The following is an 18,043-nucleotide window of genomic DNA, read 5'->3' as shown; positions in this document are numbered from 1 at the left end:
CGTCTGACCAGACGATTAACTCTTCGAGTGATATTCCAGGTACCAGTCGACAAATCGATCAATCCCCTCTTCAATCGAGGTCGAGGGAGCAAATCCGATTGCCTGCTGAAGCTCTGAAATATCTGCATAAGTCTCCAGAACATCTCCTGGCTGCATGGGATAGTTTTCTCGAATCGCGGTCTTGCCGACTCTCTGTTCTATCACATCAATCAGTCGGGCAATACCAACAGGCTGATGGTTCCCGATATTATACAATCGATAGGGAGCAGCAGCCTCGATATTCTGATCGACAGCTACCGCTTCTGACACAGACTCTGTTCGCTGAGGAACCTGTTCCAGAACCCCCAGTACTCCACTTACGATATCATCAACGTAGGTAAAATCCCGTTTGAGATTTCCGTGGTTGAACACCTTAATGGGTGTCCCTTCCAAGATTGCTTTGGTAAAGAGATAGACGGCCATATCAGGACGACCCCAGGGGCCGTAGACCGTGAAAAATCGCAATCCGGTTGTCGGCAGATCGTATAGATGGCTGTAACTGTGAGCCATCAGTTCATCCGCCCGTTTTGTCGCAGCGTACAGGCTGATGGGATGATCAACGGCATCATGAGTTGAATAGGGTATCTTCCGGTTCGCACCATACACGGAACTGGATGAGGCATAAACGACGTGTTCAACCTCTTTCAGGCGGCACTGCTCCAGCAGATTTACAAAGCCCAGCACGTTGCTTTGAACATATTCCAGTGGCTTAAGCAGAGAGTTCCTGACTCCTACTTCAGCGGCCAGATGAATCACCCTTTGAAAAGCATTCCCGGTAAACAGACGGGAAAGATATTCGACATCAGTGATATCTGCTTCATGAAATTCGAATGTCGGGTATTGCCGTAATTCTGCCAGGCGATCTCGTTTCAAACCGACATCATAATGACTGTTAAGGTTATCAACGCCCGTCACGCGATGCCCTTGTGAAAGCAGGCGGGCTGCGACATGAAATCCAATGAAACCAGCTGCCCCTGTCACCAGAATATGGTTCATGACGATTCCTGTTGCATCAGATTCTGATAGTACTCAACGGTCCTGGCCAGGCCTTCCTGTAAAGCGACTTTCGGCTCCCAGTTTAGAAATTTTCGTGCTTTAGTAATGTCGGGACAACGCTGTTTGGGATCGTCGGTCGGCAAAGGCTCGTGAATCAGTTTCGATTCAGAATCAACTGAGTTCAATACTGCCTGTGCCAGTTCCAGCATACTGTTCTCGACCGGATTTCCCAGGTTTACCGGTCCGGTGGTTTCGTCCTGTTGCATCATTCGCAGGAAACCTTCAATCAGGTCATCGACATAGCAGAAAGAGCGGGTCTGTTGACCATCACCATAAATCGTCAATGGCTCTCCCCGCAGCGCCTGATTGATGAAATTCGAGATCACGCGACCATCATTGGGATCCATCCGCGGCCCATAAGTATTGAAAATTCTTACAATGCGTATCGGTACCTGATGTGCCAGATGATAATTGATACACAACGATTCTGCCAGCCGTTTGCCTTCATCGTAACAGCTGCGAGGGCCAAGAGGATTGACGTTCCCCCAATACTCTTCCACCTGTGGATGCACATCCGGATCACCATATACTTCTGATGTCGATGCATGCAGCACCTTGGCGGAACAGCGTTTTGCAAGTCCCAGTACATTCACCATCCCAACGCTTGAGGTCTTGATCGTTTTGATAGGATTGTACTGGTAGGCAACCGGAGACGCCGGACAGGCAAGATTGTAGATCTCGCTGACTTCCAGATAAAACGGGTGAACGATGTCATGCCGAATCAGTTCAAACCGGGGATGCCCAATCAGATGAGCAATATTTCTTTTGCTCCCGGAAAAGAAATTATCGAGGCAGATGACGTCCCGGCCCTGTTCGATGAGTCGGTCACATAAATGACTTCCCAGAAACCCGGCCCCACCAGTTACTAAAACAGAGTTCACCAATCATTCCTTTATGTAAATCAAGTTACGATGATCAAGGACGATACCCTTGAATGACTGTAACGATATATCATCAGTGTACTTAAACAGAACCAGAAACACGAGAATAGAAATCCGTTTCCAACCTGGAATTCTACGGAATTCATTCGAGAAACTGAGACTAGAGTTAAAACAGAATCTGAAGTCACGAGAGGTGTGATTAAAAACCGGGCTTAAGAGGCATTACGTTCTGCGACTTCTTTTGAAGTGACTTTGTCCACAGCCTGGCAGAGTAACTGCTTGTCCTGTTCAATCTCAAAATCGGTACGCTTCAATAACTCAGCGTATGCCTCGTCAACTTTCTGAAGCTCCAGAGGGAGATTGATTTTAGACTGCAACTCAGTCAGGCTTGTTGCAAGCTGGTGAAAAGAGCGGGAGAGAATCACCCACTCAGAGCCCAGTCGTACATGCTCACTCAAGACCAGTCGCCCAGATACGAGCCCCTGATCCATTGTAGAAATACCACCAATACCGAACGGAATACCTGCTCGTCTGCAAATACCAGACATATGGTCCACAGTTCCATTTGACATCAGTTCAAACATGAAATCCAACTCCAGATCGAGATGTAAATCATTCAAACCAATATGAATCTGTGAGACATCGGGCAGCTGAACAATTTGCTCGAGCTGATTCATTGCTCCGATCGTTTCTACCAGAGGTACCACTCTGGCACGCGAGTTGACTCGATCGCAGAACCATTCGATTTCTTCAAGCGAACGGAACATCGGCAGCATCAGAGCATCAGCCCCCTGATCCAAAGCTTTCTCAATCTCAACAGACGATTGAGGATTTAGAGAATTTAAGCGAACCAGAACTTCAGCGTTTTGGACAGCATCCTTAACGCGTGAAATGTTTTCAACTTTATGATGCGAAATCACGGTATCCCTGCCCCCCTGACGCTCGACTTTTCCCAATAACTCGAGGTCAATGAAGACACAATGCACGCCACACTGGTCGACGTATGTTGCAATCTCAGGGCAATCAGTGATAAATAAATACTTCATTATAAAGACAACTTCCCGTTCAAACTCGGCAAGTGATTCTTCAGGATCAATAAAACAGCCCCAAAACAAAGCCCACCCAGTCCCGCAGAGCATATAAACAATTGGATATGATCCGACACTAGATTTACTATCATAGTAGAAATTGAGATCCCTGAGAATGTCAGAAAGACCAAGGCTGAATAATGTTTCAAATCAATACCTTGAATTACAGATACCTCATATTTTATATACAAAGAAATAGTCAGACCCAGAAAATGCAACCAGCTGGTTAAAACAAAGGCCAGCATGACTCCCGACATCCCCCAAAGCTCACGTAAGCCCAGTGAAAGCAGGATGAGACAGACCAGGGAGATACAACTGATTTTGAAAGGAGTGATCGTTTCATGCCTGGCATAAAAGACATTCATTGTCAAAATAGATAAAAACAGGGCTGGCATCGCCAGAACTGCAAACTGCAGCAGTTTCGCGGTAGCTGACACATCCGAAACCGAGAATTGACCTCGTTGGAACAACAGGGAAACGACCGGTTCAGCACTTACATAAACCGCAATTCCCGCAGGAATTGAAATTAACAGGATCAAGCCGGCTGTCTGGCTGACGATTCGCGCGCCTGTATCCAGATCGCCCGCTGCGAAAACTCGACTCAACCTGGGAAAAATAACCATTGAGATCACAGCGCCTATCAATCCTCGTGGCAGTTCCACCAGTTTTTGTGAATATTCAAACAGGCTGATCCCCCCTTCATACATTGAAGCAAAAGATCGTGATACAACTGGAAAAGCAACGACCAGACCAATTGCAGCGAGCGCCTGAAAGTATTTTACCATTAAATTTCTGTTCAAGGAACTCAGGCGATAGAAAGAGTGAAAGGCTCCTCTCAAATCAGTGACAAAATAACAACAGAAAAGTTGAGTCAGTAACCGGAAAGCACTTGCCGCCACTACAGCCCAGGCGAGTATTTCAATTTGCCCTGGTGTCACCCAGAGTACAATTACCAGAATGAGAACGAGATTAAAAAACAGGTTTCCATATGCAGGAATCACCGGTTTATGATGTCCCTGCAGAACGGCAGAAGTGACGGCAGTCACAGCGCTGACAGGAAACGCAAGCAATACAATTGAGATCAGTCTACTGGCTTCACTAATCTGGGCAGGTGTAAACCCGGAAGCGAGCAGTTCTGTAAACCATGTCCCTCCCATAATCAGCAGGAAAGTCAGGGCACTGGCCAGGACAGCGCTTGCAAAGAAACTCTGTACGATCAACTGACTGGCAGATTGTTCTGAAACATCTTCGCTTAAACGATGCATTTCTGGTATCAGAACCACTCCCAGCGCGCCCCCCACGAGCATGGCATTGAGAATATCCGGGACAGAAATAACGAGAATGGCAAGATCGTTTGCATGGGTAACACCGAGCACCGTTGCAAGCCCGAGGATGCGCAACAGCCCGGTCATTCGCCCCAGCAGCATTGCCAAAGCTACCAGCATCGCCGATAGTGATGTGACTCGTTGTGTCATGCTCGCTACACGCTCGTTGAAAAAATACTCTGCTTAGAATTCATGTCACATCCCCTCTTATACTCTCCGTTGATCGATTCAAGATTCTGTCCAATCAAAGTCGGCAGTCTCAGCATGCTTTGGCTCAAAAATAATCAGTCTATTCCAGCCGGACAATTTTCGATTTTGCTTGTGCCTGCCAGCAGACGGGAAACGAATGTTTTCGTATTTCGAAACAAACCCATTCTTCATCAGCAGGTTCTAACTTAGCGAGACAGTCTGATCCCTTCTTCGGTCTTACAGATGCGTCCGCTTCTTAAGCAGGACCGCATTGTTACCGGAAAAAGAATCGTGAATCATATTCAAAGGGGAGTTTAACAAATCAAATTTCAGTCTGTGTTCTTTTACGTAAAATTAAAAATTAATACTCATCAGGAAATGCTCTGAGTTGTCAAAGCAATTTTCTTACTGGATTAAGCCGCCTCTCGGGAAGACTCTTCCTGAGACGGTTGATCCGTCATTGAGGTCTGAGGTTCATTCTGTTGAGCCACTTTGATTCCTGTAACACCTCCGGCCAGCGTCAAACCTACCAGATAGCCAAACAGGCACCCTTCGGTCGTGTCCAGCATCAGAGAATTCACCATACAGACAAACAGATAAACGGCAAGAACCGCCTGTCCCAGCGCCTGATCAATTCCAGTGAGACCGCGCGTTGTCTGCCAGCTTACCCAGAAGAAAGCCAGAAAGAGTCCCACACCAATAATTCCATTCTGGACCAGTAACATCACATATTCATTATGTGGATTCTCAGTAACATGCTGGCCTTTCTGTTTCATCAGTTCTCGATATTTCATGGCGAAACTTCCGATCCCGGAACCCAGCAGAGGACTCGATTTGGCAATCTGAAGACCGTTTCCATAAAACTCCAGCCGCAGGTCAACTGAGCTGCGGCTCTTATTTGAAAAGCGATATTCTTTTATTTCTTTTACGACTTGATCAATCCTCTTCTGAAATCTTGCTGAATGATGATATGTCACCATACCGAGCAGTCCCACACAGACAGCTGCAGGCAGAATTCCTTTCACCCCCAGCTTCTGATACATGAGCAGACCAATCAGAATCACCAGAGCCAGATACCCGGAACGTCCAGGGACAACTGCCAGGATGTTATAGGTTGCGATGATTGCGATCAGTGCATAAGGCCAGCGTCTGGAAGGACGTTCCAGAAATTTCCAGAGAGAAAGATAGACCAGAAAAGACATCAGGATATTTTGCGTGATCCGGTTCTTGAAGATCGAGTTATCCATGAGACGTACAGTACTGTCAATCGAAAACATCCAACAGATATAAGAGGCAATCAAAGTGATTATCATTGCCAACTCGAACATCTGTATTCCACGCCATCGTGCACGAGGATCCATAAAAAACGCCAGGTAGATGGGCATCATCAGAAACTGTCGATACTTGAATAAATTTCTGGATGCCAGCGAAAATGCCTCAGGCGTGTATAACAAACTACAGGCGAGACAGCAGAACAGAATCACCGAAATCGTGACAATGCGATATTTTTTGAAACAGTCGAGCGTGACTCGATATTGTCCGGAGAGGCCCCAGCAGATAAAAATCCCCAGATTACAGACGGAAGTCAAACTGGTTGAAACCGGAATGGTAAATCCAGTAATAATCGCCAGTACCACGCCGAACTGGAACATCAGGTCCTGAAATCGGGATCGATTCAGAATCCCGAAATCACCTGTATCATTTTGGATTGAGGTACCCTCAAAAATATGCATGAGATCCATTCCAGTATTAGAAAAGAGGCTTTCGACCTCGAAGTCAAATCATCTGAGGTAAGAGATGAATTTCACTCTCCTTCTCTTTCCGATTAAAACGTTATTTCAGGTGTTCAATAGCATGAATGCAGTTCTATTGCGATAGTAATTTCTCTCAACCAGAATTTGAGTCAATCAGAGTGAGACCCTCTGAATACATTGATTGTGCAACCGCACACTGTTTCAAATCGTTTTTTACCAGAAAAAGAACTCTTAATATGAACTGATCTTCAATTGCTACCATCACAAGTGACAACTTTCTGTAGTGTCTGACACACGATTTTGAAATCGAGCCACAGACTGCATTGCTCTACATATTTGATGTCAAAATCAATCACCGTTGACTGTGATAATGTACTGCGTCCAGAAACCTGGGCCAGCCCCGAGATACCAGGCCGCACACTCGACCGCATCTCCCGGATGGAAGGGGATGCATCTTTCAATTCAAATCCGATATAAGGGCGAGGTCCTATTAAACTCATTTCCCCGCGAAACACATTCAGTAACTGAGGCAATTCATCCAGGCTGGTTTTACGAATCAACTTACCTACAGGCGTGATGCGGGAGTCATTGACGGTCGTAAATTGAGATCCTGATTTTTCCGATCCTGTACGCATCGAACGAAATTTCAGAATTAAGAACGGTTTTTCATTCACTCCCAGCCGTTCCTGCCTGAAAAAGACCGGCCCCGGTGATGTGAATTTGATCAGACAGGCAATCAGTAGAAACACGGGAGACAAAAAAACGAGTGCCAGACCGCTCAATACGAGATCAAAGGGACGTTTCAGAAAATAACCAGATTTGACACCGGTCTCTGCTGCAGCTTGAGATTGCGCCATCAGCTGAGGATCAAAATGCGGTCCCCCCTGACTGCGTTCAAGCTTTTCAGTCGATCTTTGTGACAGTTTAAAATCGTCCATGATTCTCACTTATCCGGATTGGTGATATTACACATGCTAAGTTCAGGCAGCGATCGATGAACCGGCCCCCAGTTCGACCGAGCTGTTGACTCCCAGTTCGGAAAAAGTGGGAGCATGATCAAACGACTGATCAATAAAGGTACGCTGCCACAGCTCCAGAGCCAGTAGCGCCCGAATCGCACGCGTATGATTGACCTTTTCATTCTGATGCTCTTCAATCATTTCCCGGAGACGTTCCGGCTGGAACATTCTGCGTTCCAATGATCGCTCAGACAGCAGAACTTCTTTGACAAAGGGAGACAACTCGCGCTTAAACCATTCTCCGATTGGCACTGTAAACATCTGTTTTTTTCGATAAATAATTTTCTCAGGCAGGATTGATTTGCAGGCATTCTTGAGAATGGATTTTGTAACACCATTTCTTAATTTCAATGAGCCTGGTATGCGAAACGCCAGATCAACCATCCGATAATCGAGATATGGCGCGCGTGGTTCCAGGGAAACTGCCATTGCCATCTTGTCGGGTTTCACCAGATTGTTACCGGGCAGCAGCATCCGCGTATCAAGGGCCAACGCCTGATTGATCGGGTCCAGATGACGGAATTCCTGCAAGTGGGACCGGGCGAAACGGCTTGAATCTACTCCCGCCAGCTCTTGCCTGGCGGATGATGAATAAAGTTTTTGCTTCTCAGCTGGTTCCAGCAGGCTGATCGCTCTGATGTAAGCAGATTCAATTTGCTCACGCGGAAGTGTCAGATCCTGATTCGCAAAAAAGTTTCGATGAACATCATAGCCGGCAAACAGCTCATCGCCTCCATCACCTGTCAGAACAACTTTGACTGATTTCCGCGCCAGTTGGCTGACCCGGTAAGTAGGCATAAACGAAACGTCGCCATGGGGCTGATCATTGTGATATAACGTCAAAGGCCAGACTGATGTTAAATTCGGGCTCAGGACTTCGCAGGTGTGACGGGTCTGAAATAAATCGGCCAGTTCCTGTGCATAATGCGATTCATCAAAACGAGGATCATCGAACCCGATACAAAACGTCTGGACGGGATGAGGCAGTTCTCGACTCATCAGCGAAACCACCGAGGAACTGTCAATTCCGCCAGATAAAAAGGCTCCCAGAGGCACATCTGCCCGCAAACGAATTTGAACGGCGGCCTTTAATGTCTCGATGATCTCTTCGCTCCAAGACTCTTCTGTACGAGACTCAACCGGTTTGACAGCCAGATCCCACCATCGTCGCTGTTCAGTTCCCTGCGGACTGACCTTCAGCATCTGCCCGGGCATCAGATGGGTAATCTTCTTGTAAAGCGTAATGGGCGGCGGTACGAAATTATAAGTGAGATAGGCATCGAAGCCCTCCCAGTTCATCTCGGCTTTCACACCCATCGCAAACAGTGATTTGATTTCTGAAGCGAACAGCAGACGCGTTCCATCGTCATACAGGTAAAGAGGTTTCTGCCCGATACGATCGCGGTACAACAACAGCGTCTGCTTTCTCAAATCGAGAATCGCAATCGCGAACATCCCATTGAGCTGTTTGACAAAATCTTCGCCATCCCGTTCATACAGACGCAGAATGACTTCGGTATCGCAGCTGGTTTTGCATCCCAGCCCCTGGGCCAGCTCTTTGAAATTATAAATTTCTCCATTCTGAACTACGACAACCTGCCGGTCATCGGAAAACATGGGCTGATGGCCACCAGCCAGGTCCAGGATCGACAAACGCTGATTACCAACCAGCATTCCCTGTGTTTCAAACCAGCCGCGATCATCGGGCCCCCGATGTTGCATCCGTTCGCAGGCCCGCTCTGCGAGATCCGATCCCCAGGGTCGTTGCTGACGATCAAATCCGCCTATGATTCCACACATTTCGGTTCCTTCCGTTCCCCGGTGGGGAATACTTCACGGGCATTCCCTGCCCGATTCTCCAACAGCCGTTAAATCATGCTGCTTTTCTAACTTTATCCAATTTTTCCATCACAGAACTGGGTAAAAGATTCTGTAGATAGATTTTCAGATGTCGACGGCGAACCAGTTTCTTTGTTATCGATTTACCTCGCCGGATCTGTGCTTCATCAGGAGAAAATTTCACATCCTTCTCTTTGACGGTGATCCAGCTGGGATACTGACAGTGAATGGTCTCCTCCGTTTTTCCGGTCACCATCAGTTCTCCCCCCGTCTGCCGAATAAACTCATTCACGGACTGCATCACTAAAGGCCAGCTTTCGTGATAATCATCACCGGCCATCACGCCGCCCACTTTTAATTTCTGATACCATTGATACATGGTTTCGCCCCCTTCTTCTCCGGAATGGGCATAACCGTCCACGTAAATGAAATCAAACGTGTGATCATCAAAAAGATCCAAAGCTTCCGCGAAAGTCATTCTCAACAATTTATAGGGAGCAAACAGTCCGACTTTCTTCAATGCGCCTTTGTATTCTTCAGTGTCGTGTGTGTCCGCATACATATCCACGCCAAAGAAGGTGGAGAACTTGCCCGACTGAATCATCCGCTCTGAAAAGATCCCCTGGGCAACTCCCAGTTCAATGCCTGTGTTGTCAGTTCCCTTCAGAAACTGAACCACATCCTGTCGATGAAAGTCTTCCAGCAGCTTAATGTCCGGCATCTTTATTTAACCCCATCCTGTTCAAGAAACAGATCAATGAAAATCAATCAGAGGTGAACTGAAGAAATCTGTTCCCTCAAAATTGCATGCAGCTTAACTCGTATTCTACGAGCCAGTCCCATTCACGATCGCTGATTTTGTATTATTTGCAGGAGCGGTAAAATAAGCGATTTCAGTTTTTCGGGAAAGACCAGATTGAGATCGTCAACTCTCTCTGTAGTAACGCTTTATTTTCGCCCAGGCACTCTGGTTGGTCTTGACGTATTTCCTGAAATCCCTGTCTAATACCGCCGCAAAATAACGCCCGGTTTCCCGTTTCCAGAACAGTGCCTCTAACCCGTTTGTGAGCAATGTCTTTTACGAAGTCTCCACAAAACATTAAAACCGTAAAGCATGTACTGGCTACATGTTATGGCGGAGGACATGTGCAGATGCTGCTCCCGGTGCTGCAGGAGCTCAAGGCTCAGGGCTGCCGGATTTCGGTACTCGGTTTGACTACAGCAACTGAACCGCTGAGGGCCGCTGGCTTTGAACCAATCGGGTTTCGACATCTCCTGACTTCGGATGATGAACGCGCGCGCCAACATGGCATCCGACTGGCAGAAGAAATGGGCGCTGATGGAAAATCGGTCCCGCTGGAAGAAACGATTGCTTATCTGGGACTCTCGTATGCAGACCTGGAAGAGCGTATCGGTACGGAAAATGCTAAACAGCTCTACCAGGCACAAGGACGGCGTGCGTTTCTTCCCCTCAATCCAATCAGACGTCTGTTTCATCAACTGAAACCGGATGCCTTACTGACAACGAATTCTCCCCGTGCGGAACTGGCGTCAGTCAAAGTAGCGCAGGAACGAGGAATCCCCGCAATCAGCATGGTCAGTCTGTTTGGGCTGCAGATCGCCGACATCATTGCGGACCGGGTCTGCATTCCATTTGAAGCGACCATTCCTCAACTCACGGCACGAGGCGTCGATCCTCGTACGCTCGTCATCACAGGTCACCCCAGTTTCGACTGCGCCGCAGATGTTCTGCATCAGGAATCGGCTGGAATCGAATGGCGTACCAGGTACTCAATTAATAATGACACTCCACTGGCCCTTTATGCAATGCAACCTGGTATCGGTAATCAAAGTACCCTGGTTGAAGCCAGCCTGCTGCAGGCGATCAAACAAAACCCGCATCTTCGAATCGCAGTCCGCAAACATCCCAATCATCGTGATGCTGATGTGCAGAAAGTGATCGACCAGTTAGGGCCGGCAGCTTTGAATGCCTCCGACGACTCACTGGGTACGGTCTTACACGCTTGTGATGTACTGGTCACTCATCACTCCACAGTGGGAATCAAGGCCGCATTAATTGGGAAGCAGGTCGCTTTTTTTAATCTGGAAAACGACATCAGCGTTTATGGCCTTCCCCTGCATGAATATGACTGGGCTTCGTTTTCAACAACAGTCGATGCAGGAGCCAGCGCACTGGCATCGATCAAACGGGACCCCCTGGCACAACAGCAGGCGCGGGGAAATCAGATCCGTCAGACATGGAACTGCGATGGCCGATCACATTACCGAATTGCAGAAACCGTTCTGCAGTCACTTTCCGCGCGGGCGAACAGAGATGCTGCCTGATCACTCAGGAAACGGTAATAACTGGAGCGTTTTCAGTACTTCCGTTACCCGGTTCACGATTTTTGAAAACATCGCAGCTCCCTTCTGGGCTGATGCCAGATCCGGTCGCCCAGTCGCTCCCTGTGAGGTTCGCTGAAACATATCGTTGCAGAGATACACCCCTTCGAGCATATCCAGCTTATAGTCATCAAAATTCATCAGCTGTGATTCGTCTACTAATTCGGGCCGCAGATGCATGATCAAAGAAGTTTCTGCTTCGCAGGCATGGCCCACGGTTTTACACTTTCCTTCCAGCTGGGACGCGATTTCTTCCTCGGCAATGGACCAGTAAGAAGCCGCCATCAGCCTGGTGTTGGGATAATCAATCTGCAAACGCCGCAAAGAAATCTGCATCGGACCGATATTCCCTCCATGCCCATTCAGAATCAGAATGCGGCGAAATCCGTCGCCCAGCAGTGATTCACAGATTTCACAAAGCAGAGTCTCATAGTTCTCCACGCGAGACGTTAACGTTGCTCCCCAGCGCAGATGATGCTGGCTGGCACCGAGCCAGAGCGTCGGTAACAACAGAACCGAATCCGGAAGGTTTGCTTCAACCGCTTCTGCTACGGCGGTGCAGATAATGTGATCCGTGCCCGTCGGCATATGAGGGCCATGCTGTTCGACGGCGGCGATCGGGAGAACGACCAGCGTATCTTCACGGGATACATTTTTAAGCGCGAGGGCATTCATTTCAGCATATTTCATGAGATCTTTACTCTCCGGCATCCGGGGGATTTTTGAAATTTCCGTGGATCACATTCCAGTAGGTGAGCGATGCTTCAGTTGCATCTGGCTTCTGCTTCGCAGTCAGCAGACTCACGATCAAGCCAATCAACATGGTCAGTCCAAATCCGATCGGCCAGAACCAGACTGAAAACCAGTATGGCGCCAGGTACATCAGTGCAATTGTAATCAATGCCCCGGAAAGCGCCCCAGTCATGACCCCCGCGGTCGTTGAGTTTTTAAAAAACAACGCCAGGATAAACACGGCCAGTAAAGGCCCCCCAAAACCGGCCGTCATTTTTTTCCCAATGGCAAATACATCTCCCATCTCACCGACATTACAGGCAAGAAAGATGGAAAGGATTCCAATCAACACTACCAGTCCCCGGTCCTGTAACATTTCGATCATATTATTTTTCGGTTTCCAATGTGCGAAATGACGATCACGGAAATCAACCATCAGCGCCGTGGTTACAGAATGAATTCCCGAGTCGATGCTGGACATCACCGCCGCCATCAGTGCCACCAGAAATAAACCAACCACACCGGGTGGGAAATGGAGACGGACGTATTGCGGCAGTGCTTCATCCTGTTTATTTAAAGCCCGGATATCCTCTGCCACATATTGGGGATAGGATTCGTAATATTCAGGGACCGTCATCCCGTCCCCCGATCTCCAGTCGGGCAGCTCGCCATTCAGTTCGGTAGCAAGTACCGAAACGATTTCTTCGGGAAACTGCTGATAATGCGAATACAGGCCGACTCCAATTGCCAGTAACCCGGGGACGACGGTCCACATTCCCAGGATATTAATCGAGAATCCGATCTGTGATGTTTTTTCTGAGCGGGCAGAGATATAACGCTGGACGGCAACCTGATCTGCACCAAATGCAGACAGGCCTTCCAGAAACAGACCAATCAGCAGAGCCCAGCTGCCATACTCCAAAGTCATCGAAGGCGTGAAATCGATCAGGACATTTTCACGACCTTCAAAATAGGTCGAGATCATCCCCGACACGCCCCCCTCTGTCTGGGAAAGAATCAATCCCAGTGTCAATAAGATCGTCAGGCTGAAGATAAAAAACTGCAGAACGTCAGTCCACATGACTGCCCGCAATCCGCCGAGCATCGTATAAAAAATCGAGACGACGCCCAGTACGATGATCACCGTTACCTGGTCGACCTGCATGACATTCGCCAGTACTACGGAAGCAGCATAAGTTGCAGAAGCCATCCAGCCAATGCGCAGAAAAATAAACAGACCACTGGCCAGGGAACGTACAGAAACGTGATATCGTCGCTCCAGGTATTCATACGCCGTCTGGCATTTCAACCTTGCATATACGGGAATAAATACCCAGAGCACCAGGGGGGCCATCAGTGAAATGGCGATCAGAAACAGACTGATTCTGAGTCCGCTCCCGTAGGCAATCGAAGGATACATGACAAAACTGTTCGCGGAAAACAGGGTCGCCATCACACTCAGTCCCACAGGCAGCCAACCCATGGAATTCCCGGCAGCAAAAAACTCCTGGCGCGACTGGTTACGCCCAAAATAAATACCCAGGGCAACCGAAAACAACAGATAGACAAAAATGACACCGTAATCGAGCGAATGCATCTTGCAGACAGTTCTAAAAAGAAAAAATTAACGTCACAGCGAATCTTCTCGCTGCAGCAGAGAAACCGAAATTGTTCCAGATTCGAAGAGCAAAGACTTAATGCGTTGCTTTTTCATCAAAACGAAATGCCGGTTTACCGGTAAATGTGGTGGAGGTGATCGTGGGACAGATTTTCTTCTCAATATGTTCGACCACCAGATCGGTACCACGAAAATGACTGACAGGAGGATCATTCTGCTGAAAGAGGGAGTCGGTCAGGTCGCGGCAGAGAACCGCATTTTTTCCCTGATACACCATCTGACGTAACCCGAATGGGCGCCCACAGACACAGAGATTGGTATGAACTCCCATCAGCACCACATTATTGATTCCCCGTGCTTCCAGCAGATTAAAAATTTCCTGGCCGTTATCGCTGATGGCGTCTTCGTCGGCAATTTCAATTGTTTTAATCTGTCGGGTCCAGGGAATTTTCTCCCCTTTCCAATGGCGAAGACCCGTTTCATCGGGTTCCCAGCCTTTGCAGTTTACTTTGCAGCCACAACCGCCTGCCCGAACAAACGGTAGCGGTGCCCCTTCTTTTTCATCATTCCAGTATTTCCACTTAAAATCGAGGGGTGCTTCTGCAAAGGGAGCTTCAATGGCGCGTTGACGTTGAGGAGTCCCCTCATAAAAATTCATGCGACCACTGGGAGCATGGATAATGAAAACACCTTTTTCACGGGCCGCCTTCAGAGTTTCATTCATCGCGGGAGCCATTTCAGCGACCCGTTTCGCGGCCTGCTTGCAGGTATGATCATCCCACATATCGCAGACAATTATTGCGGTCTGCTCAGGCTTCCAGTAGAAAGCCTCTTTCACAGGTCGAAATTTACCAGATTCATCTGCGACTCGTTTCTGCAGAACCACCGGAAATAATTTCGATTCACCAGGTGCTGCACTCCATCCCGTACCACAGAGGTGGAAAAACAGAACCAATATCAAGCATCCAGCAGGAATTCTCATAGACTTTGAACAGAGCCAACTCAAGATCATGATTTTTTCTTTCGTTTGACAAACTGAAATCGACTGAGCAGGTAGAAATCTACCAATATCATATCAAACCGCGTCCATATAAAAAGGAAAGCTAAGAAATCTCAAGGTATTTCAAACCAAAGTCGCGGTACCGATTCTGAATATTTTTCAGACAAAAAGCTGACGCCGCTGTTTTCTATCAATGAGAGATATCAGTCCGCACCTTTTTGTATGGGCCAATCGAATAAAAAAGATGTAATCATTCGATGATCGAATAACATGTGCACACAGAATAAAACCGTTAAAAGCAAGGTGTCAGTCTACTCAAGCGGTGAAGAGTCATTGATGGACGCTTCACAGTCTCGCCGTCAACAGATTTTTCTTCCGCTGCTGAAATGGTTTGTGCTCCAGGGAATTACTCCCAACCATCTGACCCTTTTATCATTACTTTGTGGAATCGGCTTCTGTTTTACCTTCGGGCAATCATGGGAAGCCGCGCGGCTGGTGTCGTTCGGTTTACTATTACTCCATGTTCTACTGGACGGCATTGATGGTCCTCTGGCCCGATATCAGGGAACGGCAGGAAATCGGGGATCATTTACCGATACCACATCGGACCAGCTGGTCGTAGCTTTTACGACTATTACTCTGATTCATTATGATGTCGTCAATGTAGTCACCGGGGGGCTGTATCTGTTTTTCTACACGCTGGTCGTGGTATTCGCCATGATTCGCAGTTCACTGGCGATTCCTTACAGCTGGCTGGTCCGGCCCCGTTTTTTTGTGTATGCGTGGATTCCCATTGATGTTTATTTTCTGCCAGGCAGCTTGAACTACCTGTTATGGCTGTTCGTACTCTCCCTGGCCTGGAAATCGATTACCGGTTTTTACAAAATCCGGAAAAAACTCTGAAGAGTTTATCCGGATTTCTACTCAATCTGATATCGAGCCGACTTATTTACTGGTCAGGTCAAACTGAAATTCGTTTTCCTGGTCGGCTTTGACGTCGGCGGTCAAAGTTGACTTCTCATTATATTTTGCGGGCAGCAGTTCGTTTCCGGGTTCTTCCGGATTTTTCTCTTTCGAAATTTTGACGGTATAACTGCCGGGAGTGGCTCCCGTTGTATCCTGGTTATACATCAGCTCAAATTTTCCGTTTTCATCGGTCATCGCAAAGGCAGTTTTACCCTGTTGAGGCTGAAAAAGAACGTTGGCAGACGGTAACGGACTGCCATCCAGGATTACACTTCCAGTGACACTCGCCAGGTCAGGCAGTGATTGTCCGCCGGAACAGCCAGTCAGTCCTGCCATAACGAGCAGGGAGCAGACGATTTTTATTTCAAATGATATTATTTTCATGACTCTGTCTTTCTATATATTTTCTCCGTCCAACCACGGATCAATTCATAACGATCCATGTATGCGATCATGCGAGCTGCAGGACTGGGGAATATTGAATTAAAATTCCCGCTGCTTCCGTGAACTCACGATACAGCGGGAATGAGATCAATGATTTTAGTTTTAGACTGTGACCAGTTTTACTGAAGCGTCTCCAGGTCCAGTTGGACCGAGTAGATTCGATTGACAGACGCTAATGTGAAATGCTCTAAAATTCGCCAATCACTTCGCCACCCCTGGCAGAAATCAGTGCCTGGACAACAGCGGTCATATTTGCATTTTCACTCAGGAAACGGACTGCACCATCTCCCAGCAGAATGTGGACTCCACCAACGTGAAAGCTTCCCGCTCCCCACCCATATACCCGCTGACTGTAAGCAGCATTCCGAGGTCGGTTAATTCCCTGACCGGTAGGTCGAATAAAATGCGTATGCGTAAAAGTATCCCAGAAAGGACCAAAGCCGACATAAGTATCAGATCCACTGGTCGTTTTCAGCAGAGGAGTTTCAATCAGCATCACGGTATTACTGGTTCCGTCTGTAATTGAAGAAATTTTGGCAGAACCATTCAGACCGAGCACACCTTTTTGTGCATATGTGTCTCCCTGAAAGGAGGATGCTTTATCGGAATCGTATTGATTCGCGGCAACACCGTAACTCGTGCGGTGTGCACCATTCGAATAGTATGTCGAACCGGTATCCGTTCCGATCGGTGTTCCACTGTCTGAAGGACAGAGAAATACAGGCAGATTCGCGCCAATCAAATTAAATTGATTTGATGTAGCCGCAGGTGCTGTGTGACCACAACTGGAATGCATTGCTGAACCACTGGGAATCGACCAGTTATAAAGATTGTATAATGGTGCCTGATCCAGAAATGGGAGCAACATCTGGTAACAGGTATGATTCATGATGTTATTAGTCGGAAAGACTGAGGTGCATTTTGCACTACCGGGATTGATTGCCGCTGGAGGAAAGACACGGTGAGTATCATGATAGTTATGGAATGCCAACCCTAACTGTTTCAAATTATTTTTGCAGGTACTCCGGCGGGCTGCTTCACGCGCCTGTTGTACGGCAGGCAGCAGGAGGGCAATTAAAATGGCGATGATGGCAATGACGACCAGTAACTCAATCAGGGTAAAGCCACGTTTACGAGACGAAAAATCAAACACAAAGAACTCCTGGGACAAAAGCAGAACGCAATCAATGTACGGAATCTGAGCAGTTACGTTTACAGATCTGTCATGTGGGGGAAATCAGGATGAATGCAGGAGTCTCGGCACATTCCCGGAGTCTGTTTTACTGCAGAATCCATTACCACAGTCAAACAAGGGAAACAGGTGGGAGAATAGGTGATTTCCAGAACCTCATTGATTGGTCATTGATGTAGAAAGAAAAGCAAGCACTATTTTCTTTCTTAACTTTACTTCTTTTGTAGGATCGTAACATGCTACCTGAAGAGTAGCAATCTACGCAGGGAGTTTCTCCTTAAAAAGCCATCACTTCAGTATGCATTGATGGGATCAATAGATCATGCGGGATCTAGACTGTGTCCAGTTTTACTGTAGTGTCTCCAGGGCCATTTGGCTCGAGTATATTAGATTCTCAGACGCAATGGATAAATGTGATGCGATCTAGAGCGCGTCACATTTTAGTCTAGCGCGAATGCGGTAAGTCTGGTAGACTGGTGAAGTCTCATTTCATGGAGG

The 18,043-nt window shown here is 47.6% G+C and carries 15 protein-coding genes; 2 read left to right on the top strand and 13 right to left on the bottom strand.

The window, feature by feature from the left end; genetic code table 11:
* Nucleotides 1-15: 15 nt before the first annotated feature.
* The 8 genes from ACN0YN_RS27300 to ACN0YN_RS27265 all read right to left on the bottom strand — a co-directional run bounded on the left by ACN0YN_RS27300 (nucleotide 16) and on the right by ACN0YN_RS27265 (nucleotide 9,911).
* The gene (locus ACN0YN_RS27300) at nucleotides 16-1,035 is read right to left on the bottom strand and encodes an NAD-dependent epimerase/dehydratase family protein (RefSeq protein WP_417388126.1); all 1,020 of its coding nucleotides are present in this window, start codon (nucleotides 1,033-1,035) and stop codon (nucleotides 16-18) included.
* Nucleotides 1,032-1,976, bottom strand: a complete 945-nt coding sequence (locus ACN0YN_RS27295) for a UDP-glucuronic acid decarboxylase family protein (protein WP_417388125.1) — start codon at nucleotides 1,974-1,976, stop codon at nucleotides 1,032-1,034. The genes ACN0YN_RS27300 and ACN0YN_RS27295 overlap by 4 nt, the downstream gene beginning before the upstream one ends.
* A 212-nt stretch (nucleotides 1,977-2,188) precedes the next feature.
* Nucleotides 2,189-3,022 (bottom strand): aldolase/citrate lyase family protein, encoded by an 834-nt coding sequence (locus ACN0YN_RS27290; protein WP_417388124.1) that lies wholly within the window; start codon nucleotides 3,020-3,022, stop codon nucleotides 2,189-2,191.
* Nucleotides 3,022-4,539: a lipid II flippase MurJ gene (locus ACN0YN_RS27285; RefSeq protein ID WP_417388123.1), complete on the bottom strand. Its 1,518-nt coding sequence runs from the start codon at nucleotides 4,537-4,539 to the stop codon at nucleotides 3,022-3,024. The genes ACN0YN_RS27290 and ACN0YN_RS27285 overlap by 1 nt, the downstream gene beginning before the upstream one ends.
* A gap of 452 nt (nucleotides 4,540-4,991) precedes the next feature.
* Nucleotides 4,992-6,311, bottom strand: coding sequence for an O-antigen ligase family protein (locus ACN0YN_RS27280; RefSeq protein ID WP_417388122.1), 1,320 nt, complete (start codon nucleotides 6,309-6,311; stop codon nucleotides 4,992-4,994).
* A gap of 269 nt (nucleotides 6,312-6,580) precedes the next feature.
* Nucleotides 6,581-7,270, bottom strand: coding sequence for a sugar transferase (locus ACN0YN_RS27275; RefSeq protein WP_417388121.1), 690 nt, complete (start codon nucleotides 7,268-7,270; stop codon nucleotides 6,581-6,583).
* 42 nt (nucleotides 7,271-7,312) lie between these two features.
* On the bottom strand, nucleotides 7,313-9,151 hold the full coding sequence (gene asnB / locus ACN0YN_RS27270; protein ID WP_417388120.1) for an asparagine synthase (glutamine-hydrolyzing): 1,839 nt from the start codon (nucleotides 9,149-9,151) through the stop codon (nucleotides 7,313-7,315).
* A gap of 73 nt (nucleotides 9,152-9,224) precedes the next feature.
* Nucleotides 9,225-9,911: a class I SAM-dependent methyltransferase gene (locus ACN0YN_RS27265; protein WP_417388119.1), complete on the bottom strand. Its 687-nt coding sequence runs from the start codon at nucleotides 9,909-9,911 to the stop codon at nucleotides 9,225-9,227.
* Nucleotides 9,912-10,261: 350 nt separating this feature from the next.
* On the opposite strand from ACN0YN_RS27265, the gene ACN0YN_RS27260 reads away from it, so the two are divergent.
* The gene (locus ACN0YN_RS27260) at nucleotides 10,262-11,536 is read left to right on the top strand and encodes a hypothetical protein (RefSeq protein ID WP_417388118.1); all 1,275 of its coding nucleotides are present in this window, start codon (nucleotides 10,262-10,264) and stop codon (nucleotides 11,534-11,536) included.
* On the opposite strand, the gene ACN0YN_RS27255 is transcribed toward ACN0YN_RS27260, so the two are convergent.
* The 3 genes from ACN0YN_RS27255 to ACN0YN_RS27245 form a co-directional block, all read right to left on the bottom strand.
* On the bottom strand, nucleotides 11,537-12,283 hold the full coding sequence (locus tag ACN0YN_RS27255) for a creatininase family protein (RefSeq protein ID WP_417388117.1): 747 nt from the start codon (nucleotides 12,281-12,283) through the stop codon (nucleotides 11,537-11,539). It abuts the gene before it with no gap.
* Nucleotides 12,284-12,290: 7 nt separating this feature from the next.
* A complete protein-coding gene (locus tag ACN0YN_RS27250; RefSeq protein ID WP_417388116.1) occupies nucleotides 12,291-13,922 on the bottom strand; it encodes a sodium:solute symporter family transporter in 1,632 nt (543 codons plus the stop codon).
* A 97-nt stretch (nucleotides 13,923-14,019) separates the two neighbouring features.
* Nucleotides 14,020-14,898 (bottom strand): hypothetical protein, encoded by an 879-nt coding sequence (locus ACN0YN_RS27245; protein WP_417388115.1) that lies wholly within the window; start codon nucleotides 14,896-14,898, stop codon nucleotides 14,020-14,022.
* Between the two features lie 381 nt (nucleotides 14,899-15,279).
* Here ACN0YN_RS27245 and ACN0YN_RS27240 point away from each other — a divergent pair, with 381 nt between their 5' ends.
* Complete coding sequence (locus ACN0YN_RS27240; RefSeq protein ID WP_417388114.1) at nucleotides 15,280-15,846, top strand: CDP-alcohol phosphatidyltransferase family protein; 567 nt, start codon at nucleotides 15,280-15,282, stop codon at nucleotides 15,844-15,846.
* Between the two features lie 42 nt (nucleotides 15,847-15,888).
* Here the strand turns inward: ACN0YN_RS27240 and ACN0YN_RS27235 are convergent, their stop codons facing one another.
* Nucleotides 15,889-16,293: a carboxypeptidase-like regulatory domain-containing protein gene (locus tag ACN0YN_RS27235; protein WP_417388113.1), complete on the bottom strand. Its 405-nt coding sequence runs from the start codon at nucleotides 16,291-16,293 to the stop codon at nucleotides 15,889-15,891.
* 247 nt (nucleotides 16,294-16,540) lie between these two features.
* Nucleotides 16,541-17,506: a DUF1559 domain-containing protein gene (locus tag ACN0YN_RS27230; protein ID WP_417388112.1), complete on the bottom strand. Its 966-nt coding sequence runs from the start codon at nucleotides 17,504-17,506 to the stop codon at nucleotides 16,541-16,543.
* Between the last annotated feature and the right edge of the window lie 537 nt (nucleotides 17,507-18,043).

Source organism: Gimesia sp. (assembly GCF_048260065.1).
GTDB lineage: Bacteria > Planctomycetota > Planctomycetia > Planctomycetales > Planctomycetaceae > Gimesia.
The sequence above is the reverse complement of the archived record's forward strand: the minus strand, read 5'-3'. Positions and strand labels throughout refer to the sequence as shown.

What these genes read in the sequence shown, in the direction of transcription:
- ACN0YN_RS27300 (WP_417388126.1), bottom strand. Translation starts at nt 1,035, where the DNA reads ATGAACCATATTCTGGTGACAGGGGCAGCTGGTTTCATTGGATTTCAT.
- ACN0YN_RS27290 (WP_417388124.1), bottom strand. Translation starts at nt 3,022, where the DNA reads ATGAAGTATTTATTTATCACTGATTGCCCTGAGATTGCAACATACGTC.
- ACN0YN_RS27285 (WP_417388123.1), bottom strand. Translation starts at nt 4,539, where the DNA reads ATGACACAACGAGTCACATCACTATCGGCGATGCTGGTAGCTTTGGCA.
- ACN0YN_RS27280 (WP_417388122.1), bottom strand. Translation starts at nt 6,311, where the DNA reads ATGCATATTTTTGAGGGTACCTCAATCCAAAATGATACAGGTGATTTC.
- ACN0YN_RS27275 (WP_417388121.1), bottom strand. Translation starts at nt 7,270, where the DNA reads ATGGACGATTTTAAACTGTCACAAAGATCGACTGAAAAGCTTGAACGC.
- asnB (WP_417388120.1), bottom strand. Translation starts at nt 9,151, where the DNA reads ATGTGTGGAATCATAGGCGGATTTGATCGTCAGCAACGACCCTGGGGA.
- ACN0YN_RS27265 (WP_417388119.1), bottom strand. Translation starts at nt 9,911, where the DNA reads ATGCCGGACATTAAGCTGCTGGAAGACTTTCATCGACAGGATGTGGTT.
- ACN0YN_RS27260 (WP_417388118.1), top strand. Translation starts at nt 10,262, where the DNA reads ATGTCTTTTACGAAGTCTCCACAAAACATTAAAACCGTAAAGCATGTA.
- ACN0YN_RS27255 (WP_417388117.1), bottom strand. Translation starts at nt 12,283, where the DNA reads ATGAAATATGCTGAAATGAATGCCCTCGCGCTTAAAAATGTATCCCGT.
- ACN0YN_RS27250 (WP_417388116.1), bottom strand. Translation starts at nt 13,922, where the DNA reads ATGCATTCGCTCGATTACGGTGTCATTTTTGTCTATCTGTTGTTTTCG.
- ACN0YN_RS27240 (WP_417388114.1), top strand. Translation starts at nt 15,280, where the DNA reads ATGGACGCTTCACAGTCTCGCCGTCAACAGATTTTTCTTCCGCTGCTG.
- ACN0YN_RS27235 (WP_417388113.1), bottom strand. Translation starts at nt 16,293, where the DNA reads ATGAAAATAATATCATTTGAAATAAAAATCGTCTGCTCCCTGCTCGTT.